This window comes from Methylocystis sp. (assembly GCF_050246715.1).
Classification (GTDB): Bacteria; Pseudomonadota; Alphaproteobacteria; order Rhizobiales; family Beijerinckiaceae; genus Methylocystis.
Window position 1 is genome coordinate 48481 of record NZ_JBFWVN010000014.1, and the last position, 9089, is coordinate 57569.

5 protein-coding genes and 1 tRNA gene are annotated in these 9089 nt (G+C 57.3%); 3 read left to right on the forward strand and 3 right to left on the reverse strand.

Translation table 11 applies throughout. From position 1 onward, the window contains the following. Positions 1-27 precede the first annotated feature (27 nt). A tRNA-Thr gene (locus AB7I51_RS07155) sits at positions 28-103 on the forward strand. 588 nt (positions 104-691) lie between these two features. Here the strand turns inward: AB7I51_RS07155 and AB7I51_RS07160 are convergent. Beyond that, the gene (locus AB7I51_RS07160; RefSeq protein WP_428403589.1) at positions 692-3190 is read right to left on the reverse strand and encodes a DEAD/DEAH box helicase; all 2499 of its coding nucleotides are present in this window, start codon (positions 3188-3190) and stop codon (positions 692-694) included. 6 nt (positions 3191-3196) lie between these two features. Then, complete coding sequence (locus tag AB7I51_RS07165; RefSeq protein WP_428403590.1) at positions 3197-5728, reverse strand: TOTE conflict system archaeo-eukaryotic primase domain-containing protein; 2532 nt, start codon at positions 5726-5728, stop codon at positions 3197-3199. A gap of 503 nt (positions 5729-6231) precedes the next feature. On the opposite strand from AB7I51_RS07165, the gene AB7I51_RS07170 reads away from it, so the two are divergent. Together AB7I51_RS07170 and AB7I51_RS07175 are read left to right on the forward strand one after the other, a co-directional pair. Beyond that, positions 6232-6486 carry a FitA-like ribbon-helix-helix domain-containing protein gene (locus AB7I51_RS07170; protein ID WP_428403591.1) on the forward strand — a complete coding sequence of 85 codons (255 nt, stop codon included), beginning with the start codon at positions 6232-6234 and terminating at the stop codon, positions 6484-6486. Further along, a complete protein-coding gene (locus AB7I51_RS07175; RefSeq protein WP_428403592.1) occupies positions 6483-6905 on the forward strand; it encodes a type II toxin-antitoxin system VapC family toxin in 423 nt (140 codons plus the stop codon). The genes AB7I51_RS07170 and AB7I51_RS07175 overlap by 4 nt, the downstream gene beginning before the upstream one ends. Positions 6906-7739: 834 nt before the next feature. Here AB7I51_RS07175 and AB7I51_RS07180 read toward each other — a convergent pair. Continuing rightward, on the reverse strand, positions 7740-8429 hold the full coding sequence (locus AB7I51_RS07180; protein WP_428406166.1) for a restriction endonuclease: 690 nt from the start codon (positions 8427-8429) through the stop codon (positions 7740-7742). Between the last annotated feature and the right edge of the window lie 660 nt (positions 8430-9089).

Below are 9089 nucleotides of genomic sequence, written 5' to 3' on the forward strand. Positions count from 1 at the left end.
GCGCGACGCGCCTTTATCGACGCCAGGGCCGGTTTAGCTCAGCTGGTAGAGCAACTGATTTGTAATCAGTAGGTCGCGGGTTCGAATCCTGCAATCGGCACCATAAGATTCAAAAAGTTATGATGGACGCACACCTATCCAAAGCAAGTGTTTTAAAAATTAGAAGCTCATTAGAAGCGATGGGTCTGCTGCCTAACGGTCCAAGAAATGCCTTTCATTTTCCGATCGATTGAGGTCACCGCGAACATCCCCCACTCAATCATTAACATTGTCTGTAAGCAATTGATATAGATAGAACATTTCTGCTGGATACGCCATAAATACTGGCAGACGTGCCGTCAAAATGAAACGCTCTTGATTTCAAAGGGAAAACCGGCCGAAAAAATTTTCCGAGATTTCAGCATCTATCGGCATCTTCCGGACGAATTTCGTCCTTTCAGCTCACCGTCGACCATCCAGACCCGGTAGATGAAAATACCGTCAGCGACAAGCAAAACGTGATGCGAGACGCCGCTACGGGTGCATCAAGTTGGAATGGAAATCGGGCAAGTGTGTTCGCAACAACTGGAACGGGCACCCTGACAAGTCATCCGCTATCTCGCTGGAAGGATTCATTCGCTTGTTTGCTCCCGATGCTGGACTGGATTGGTCATGGGGCTTGACCCAGACTGCGGGGTCCCGATGATGATGCTCAGGTACCCGCGGTCTTGCCTCCCAATCGGTCCGCGAGCGCGGAAAACGCATCGGCGAGTTGTCTCGCGGTCTCTGGCGGCGGCAGAGGTATTTTGAGGCTTCGTGCGCCGGTGGCTGCATCCCGCTCAATCCATGGATGTGCGGGAGCACTGGGATCGTTGGCGGCCGCGAGAGCAGCAACAAACTGCGCACCCACCTGCGCTAAGGCCTGCCACGGATTGGGACTTACCTCGCGGGGTGATGATCCAGCCTCATCAGCCCGTGCGATCGCCATTTCACTTGCTTCGATATTCGCTTCCGAATTTGCATCTTCCCCATATCCAGAGTCTCCAGCAGTGCCGATATTCCTTATTTCCTCAGCTGCCGTCACGGCCTCACCCTCACCCATGCGCCCGGTGACGTTTTCCACGTCCTTCATGAAACGGTTGAGCCGCGATCCGCCGAGCGAAATCTCGCTGCTGCCGCCGTCGAGAATGCCCGCTGATAAAGAACGCTTGAAAGCCAGCACCGAAAGCATACCCTCCTCAATGGTGCCCTTCGCCACAAAATTGATGACTCTGACCGGCCGAATTTGACCCATGCGATGGATGCGCGCGATGCGCTGTTCGAGAACGGCTGGGTTCCACGGCAAATCCATGTTCACCAGTGTGGAGGCATGTTGCAGATTGAGGCCAGTGCTACCCGCGTCGGTAGATAGGAACACGCGGCAGGCGGGGTCGTCACGGAACCGCTCAACTAATGCCGGCCGTTTGTCCGATGGCACGCCCCCGTGGAAGCTGACGTAGCCGAGATCACGTTTTTCGAGTCGGCGGATGATAATTTCATGGGTCCGTGTCCACTGGGAAAACACCACCACCTTGGCCGCAGGCTCGACTAACAACTCCTCGAACAACTCAGCCAATTCGTCAGCCTTGACACCATGATCAGTTTCCAGGTCGAGCAGATACGTGCTGTTGCACGACATCCGCATGTTCTGCAGCGCACAGGTCAGCCGCCGCTGGTCCTTGTCGGACAAGAATCCGGTCTTATGCCAGCGCTTGACGATCCTAGCCACCACGTCGGCGTTTTCCTGATGATAGAGCATTTGCATCTCGGTCATCGGCACCAGTAGGTTTTGATCGGTCCGGCTGGGCAACTGCTTCAACACCTCCGATTTGCGCCGGCGGATCATGACTGGCGCCAAAGTCTGACCGATTTTCTCAAGGCCGGTATAACCGGTGATGCGCCCGGCTTCGTCCTTGACCTGATGCTCATGCAGCAGCTTCCAGGTTGGTCCAAGCCGGTGCTGATCGACAAACTGGACAATTGAAATCAGCTCTTCCAGCTTGTTTTCTAATGGCGTACCAGTAAGCACGATGGCATATGGGCTATCGACCCGTTTCAAAGCGCGCGCCGCGATCGTGTTCCAGTTTTTCACCCTTTGTGCTTCATCGACGATCACCAGCTCGGGCGCCCAAGCGGCGATAAGGTCAAGATCCGGACTGAGCTTCTCGTAGTTCGTGATCTTGCAGAAATCATCGAGGGCGTAGTCCTTCTGCCGCTGCCCTCGACCGCCGCTGATCACGCGCGCAGCATTTCCGCCTTTTCGGCCAGTGAAACGCACGATCTCGCTTTGCCACTGGTATTTGAGCGAGGTCGGGCAGACCACCAGTACTTTTGAGACGCCAAAATGCCTTGCCAGTATTTCTGCCGCGGCGATCGCCTGTATCGTCTTCCCTAGGCCCATATCGTCGCCGATCAGCGCCCGCCCGGCTCTCGCCGCAAATAGCGCGCCCTCCGCCTGATAGGGATACAGCGGCGCCTTCAATAGCGCCCGCAGCTTCGGATCGGCGGCACCGCGCGGGAACAATTGCGCGAGCTTGGCTACTCGTCGGTCCGCATCTCGCCGTCCGGCCACGAAATCGAGAGCGTCGTCGTAGGCGCGCAACTCGTGACGGGCCTTAGATGCTATGGCCATGAAATGCTCGAGTTCGCCAAGGCGCTCGTCGGGCAGCCTCCCATTGTGTTCGGCGTCGAACAAACCGGCAGCGGCCTTCCTCAATGCAGGCGGGCAATCCGTTCCAGCCCTAAAATGCAAGCTGCGTTTCCCTTCATTGCGCAGATACAGTTCGGAAAAGGCGGGCTGGTAGCCCCGCGCAAACGCCGTCTTGGCACCGCGCTTTTTCTCCAGTCGGGCGAGCGTGAACTCAATATGCTTGCAAGTTCCCAGCTCGCTCGTGGCGTAATCCCGGCAGGAACAGAAATTGCCGCCTGCCCCCAAGCCCCGAATCACCACGCGATAGCTGGATTTGGAAACAGGATTGCTGACTCTAAACTCCGAGAAAAAAGGTTCGCTGTAGAGATTTTCGAGGCCGAAGGCTTGCTCGCGGCCGAACTGCCGGCGCAAGCCACGTTGCCAATCCACCGGCGAAAGATTGGGGGGAGCATGGGTCCGCGAGAGTTTGGGTTCCTTGTTCCGCTTGGTGGCGGAATTCATGGTGCGGCGCTTAGATTTCATCGAAATTCATTCCGTTCCGTTCAGCAAATCATTTTCAACATTCGTAGATCTAGAGTCCCATTTGGACACGACCTGATCAACGGTGTAGCCAAGCGCCCGATATCCAAGTCGCCGCTTTGTAGCCATGCGCGCCAGAACTGGGACCAGCTCGTCGACATAGTCGACGACCAGAACCTCGGTCTTTCCGGCGTGTTGGCGGTGGAGGCGACCTACATACTGGGCCAGCGTACCCTTCCAGGATATGGGCATCGTGAGGAAGAGCGTGTCGAGCCTTTGATCATCGAAACCCTCACCGAGATACCGCCCTGTAGCAAGAATAAGCCGTTCCTGGCCATCGGCTACTTGTAGGGCAGCCTCAGCCGCCTTGCGTTCGCCGGCAGACATCCCACCCCGAAGGACAACGAGATTGCGCACGAAGTGCGAGAAGCGCCTTTGGAGGTATTCGAGATGGTCCCTCCGCTCCGTCAGCACAACCGGGGAACGCTTGGCTTCCAATGCCTTCAGCACATCGTCGAAGATCAAATTGTTGCGCGACTCGTCCTGGACGATTGCACCGTAGACCGCCGACATGGAAGGACGGTCCGCGGCAGCCAGCGGCTGCGGTAACTGAAATTCGGTCGACTGAAGTTTCGCGCGGTGAGCGACTCCTCGACCGGCCGCCTGCGCGCGCGCGTCAACACGATGTCGAACCGGACCGCATTGCATGAAAATGATCGGGTGGTGGCCATCCTTACGCGCCACGGTTGCGGACAGGCCGAGGACAAATCGCGCCTTTGCCCGACGGGCCACAAGCTCAAAGCTCGCCGCTGACAGATGGTGGCATTCGTCAACGACAAGATGACCATAGTCCGCCACCAGGTCGGATACTTCCCCTTGCCGTACGAGGCTCTGGATCAGCGCGACGTCAATGATTCCGGTCGGCCTGCGGCGCCCGCCGCCGATGATGCCGATATCCTTCGGATCGATATCGAGAAATGCCTTGAGGCGTTCCACCCATTGGCTCAGCAACTCTCGACGATGCACAAGAACAAGCGTATTACGGGCCCGTTGAGCAATGAGCGCAGCGGCCACAACCGTTTTGCCGAATGCAGTGGTCGCCGCAAGCACGCCATAGTCATGCGGCGCCAAGGCGTCGAATGCATTTATTTGCAGGCTGTGCAGCGTTCCCTGGAATTGCACCCCGCTCGGAAGCGGGTTACCGATCGCTCTTTGATCGTCTAACTCAACCTCGGCACCCTCACCGCGGATCAGTTCGACAACTTCGTCGAGACACCCTCGTGGCAATCCCACATGACGCGGATGGAGTTCAGCGCAAGAGATGATCCGCGGCTTGCCAAAGGTCGGGAACCGCATGGATTGCGCACGATAGAACTCGGGGTTCTGAAAGGCTGCTAAGCGTATAAGCCGTGCCGTCATCGCCTGCGGCAAATTGGTCCGATCGATATACAGCTGGTCGGCCATGACGATCGTGATCTTGCTGGGAAGCGGTACGCCGAGCGGGCCAGCCTTCGGACGTCGCGACGGCGTCATGCGCCACGGTTCGTCTGCATCCTCGTCTTCGACCGGCATGCGGACCCCGAGGACACGGCCTCGCATCTCTGCGGCACCAGCAATTTTCGCCGCGGCATTGGCAGATAGTCTTGGTATCGCCGCCAGGAAAGCCCATTGATCCTCATATGGGCGAAGGTCCTCGTCGATGAAAACGCTGTTGTCAAGCTCGCGCGCCCTGCGCTGCAAAGGCAACGCGATCAGGTTGCCGAAGCCACCGACAGGCATGTTGTCCTGGCTTGGAAAGAACCGATCGTACGAGCCAAACCCTATCTCGGGGCGGCGTTCCATCGTCTCCGTCAGCATTGCGGCGCCAAGTTGCCTGGCTGTGCGTGCAGGAACCGGCTCCGAGAAGAAAATCCAGACATGACCGCCATTGCCGGATCGTGAACGCTCAAGCGCGGCAGGCACCCCTTTGGCGCGGCACGTCTCCAACATAGCCAACGCATCAGCCGCCCAATTTTCCTTATCGAAATCGGCGGCCAGAAACCAACAGGTTTCGTCGGGAAGCAGCGGATAAACGCCCGCCACGAAGTCACCGCCAAGAGTGCGTGACCCGTCGCCGCCGCGCAGATGCTTTTCGATGATTTCGTCAGTGACCGGGATGAAGGCTTGATGGGGGCACTCCCCGCATTTCACCCGGGGCTTTCCGCAAATCCCTCTGAACCACTCGTTGGCGCATGCCGGCGCATAGCCGGATTTACCGGTCTTCCGATTTTCCCAGCGAGCGGGGAATACGTCAGGGCGACCGGCGAACAGGCGCCGGAATAACGTAATCTTATCAACGCTGGAGGATGCGCTGCTAATGATGACCTTGTCCGCAAAAACGTTTTCTTGACGCGTTTCGGGCGGTTGCTTCGCCTGCCGGCTCAGTAGATCGGCAAGCAGAGCCTCAAGCTCCATCCGCTCGACCTCATTTGCGGCTAGGCGAGTTCGGGTTTGCTCGATCTGAAGTTCGAATTCGCGCCTACTTTTGGCGCTCTCGCCCAACACGGAGTCCTCCTTCTACAAACCCTTGGGCTTCCCCACGGCAATCCTTGCCAGAGCCCGTCCACCATCCATACATTTCTTAGCCCTGTGCAAACCTGCTCATTTGTTGTCTACTCTCGCTTTAGATTACCGGGAGCCTGCCCCCTTTCCTGTCGACATTGATCGCTCGTCAATTCACTCACGGAAATCCGGAATCACTTCGGGGCGCAGCCACGCTCCCGCTGAGCCGACGACCACGGAGTGTCGCCGATCATCATTGGGGCCCACGCGGCGAGAAGCGGTCTGCCGCACGTTCAAGCGCAATAATAAGAGGCAGGACGTGTTGCCAATGGCGCCGCCAGATTTTTCCTTGCCATCAGGCCCCGGCGAACCTCGCCGACACGGAGAGAACCTCCCCCCGTCTGGAAATTCGACAGCGAGAAAGCGCCGCATCTCTCCCTTGACTAATGATAGCATATTTCCTACGCTGCTATCAGCGCTATCGTTTTTTTGGAGCCGCCATCATGGCCGCCGTGACCATTCGCAATCTTTCCGAGGAGGCCCATCGCGCCTTAAAGGTCCGCGCTGCGCAGCACAATCGCAGCGCTGAAGCCGAAATGCGCGCCATCCTGGAGGCCGCTGTGAGACCGGAGGGGCGGGTGCGTCTCGGCACTGCGATTGCAGAGATAAGCCGGAAAATCGGACTCACCAACGCCGATGTCGCGGCCCTCGAGCAGGCCCGCGACACCAACCCCGCTCAGCCACTCCGTTTCGAATGATCCTGCTCGACACCAACGTCGTCTCCGAGGCAATGAAACCCGAGCCGAATCCACTGGTTCGCCAGTGGCTCGATGAACAGGCCGCGGAGACGCTCTATATCTCCAGCGTTACCATCGCTGAGCTGATGTTCGGAATTGGCACGCTTCCCAAGGGCAAGCGCAAGGACAAGCTCACCACCGCGCTTAATGGAGTGCTAGATTTGTTTGTGGATCGAACACTGCCGTTCGATACCAACGCGGCGCGCCGCTATGCAGATCTTGCGGTAAAGGCGCGCGTCGCCGGAAAAGGCTTCCCGACGCCTGATGGCTATATCGCCGCGATTGCCGCCTCGCACGATTTCGTGGTCGCTTCGCGCGACGCCAGCGCATTCGCGGCCGCTGGTCTCACTGTCATCGAACCATGGACGACGGCTATTTGAGCTGCAGCCCACGAAATCAGGACGATCGTGTAACGATCCGTCGCAAAACAACACCAATCCGGCAGATTTTTGTGGGATCGGCCATTCTTTTTGAGGCGTAAAGTGGCGCGCGAATTCCGACGCAATCCAGCCGACGGTTCCGACCGGCACGCAATCAAATTTGAAGCCCTTGTGGCTTCTTGCCGTAACACACGACGGAGCTCGACAACCGAGTAAGACCGTAAAGATCCAAGCTGCCCCTATATTCACATGAATGGCGGCTGGAGGATGGTCGCAAAATACCGTCAGGCGAGCCGAGTCAATTTGACGGCATAGGCTTCAGCCGCAATTTACTCTCGACAAAAAACCGTCAAAAATACCGTTAACAACTCTCTCTACTAAGCTACCCCGTCAACCAATTCAAAATAAATATCGAGAGCATTCAAGAACATATCGAAATCCAGCACACACCTGCGATAATCGGTTGACGGTCATAACTCCAACCCTTCGAAATCGTTGCTTTTCCTTAGAAATTCTACGCCAATCTCGCCGTTTCCTCTACTCCCACTCGATTATTTCCTGCCCCCATAACGCATTGAAATTGCCCGTCAAAAAAATTTTCGCGGCTCGTTATACCGTCAGCCAATCCGTCAAAAAATCGCGCTCCTGAAAACATTGTATTTTTCGGCTGCTTTCGCGAAACGCACCTTCCACCATCTATCGCCGAACACGGTCGAGGAAGCTCACCCGACATCGACCAAGCCCGCCCCGCCATCTGTACGCTGCGGTACGATGCGTAATCGCCTACACCTCGCTGGCTATACCGTCATCACCGCCCAAACCTCTTCAACTCCCTCAGAGATTCAGATCTCGCACAGCAACGAATGCTCGGTTAGTTTCGGCAGCACGACGTTCCTTCGCTTCTAAAACCCCGATCAATGAGACCTTGCGCGAGAGCACCTCATAGAGGTCGAGCCCGTCCGCGCATATCAGATTGGTTTGCCGTCCGCGCGAGAACGCTTCGAGCCCCTCGGCTGTGAAACCGGAATTGCTAACGAACAGTCCGCGCGACCACGACGCCTTTCCGCCGACCTTACCGGAAAACGTCATCAGATCGGCGAAGCCGATCTGAGGCCCGTGCCATTTCGCTTCCACCAGATAGGTCTGACCATGCAGCTTGAAACTGCCGTCGATCTGCTCGCCGACGAGACGGAACGATCCACGCGGCGAGAGCCCAAAGCCGGCGAACAGCTCGTTAAGAAAGCCTTCGAATCGCAGACCTCGCGCCTGGGGGTCGAGCTTGGTGATCTCAACGAGCAGCGTCGCGAGTTCCTGGGCCTTCGACTCACTCAACGTCGAAGACGCCTGCGGCGCAGGCTCCCCCGCCTTTACCGAGCCGAAGCTGCTGAGAAAACTCGGATCAAGCAACTCGGGGATTTTGAATTGGATGCCGGGAAGAAGGATGTTCAGCCGATCAATCTCTTCGCGGCTCAGGGGAATTCCTTTTCCGCGCCGGTAGGTCATCGCCTGTCGGACGATCGCCACGATTAGCTTCGTGAAACACGACCGGCGCTGTTCGAGCGTCGCGCTCAAGAGCTGCACGATCGCGGGTCGCTTGCTGCCTGGGACCCATAGATCGCCAACACCAGCCTGTGCAGCGGCAAGCGGAAACGCGGTCCTGTTGTTTCCGCTTCCGGGGAGGAAATCGTAGAGAAGGTCCGCCAGGTCTTCGACCGCCTGAGCTTCACGAAACGACATCATAACCTACCAGCCCTCACGCTCCTCCATCCCCACGTCGGGTTCAGTTCAGGGGTGGAAAGCGCGCCCCAATCCGTCCTGCCGCAGGCTGCCGACAACTCATTACGCTGAGATCCGACGAATGACGTGCCCCGGGATCGTCATAGGATTCATGTGACCACTCTCAATCTAGCAAGATTGTAAGCTTCATGCTACACAATCCCTAGATCCGTAGCACGAAGAAGGCAGACGAACTGCCGTTGCGGAGCGCAGCCGCGAGGATGGGCTCCTCCGGCTGTTGAAGCTGGGGGCGCAAGCAGTGATCCTGACGGACAACGAGACTAAGAGCCGATCCGAAAAGTTTGGATTCATGAACAAGACGTTGCACGGGTCAGACGTTTAAGCATGATGCGGATCATAGCGAGTTTGACGAAGGCGGCGACGGTCGTGGCGTAGCGTTCGAAGTCG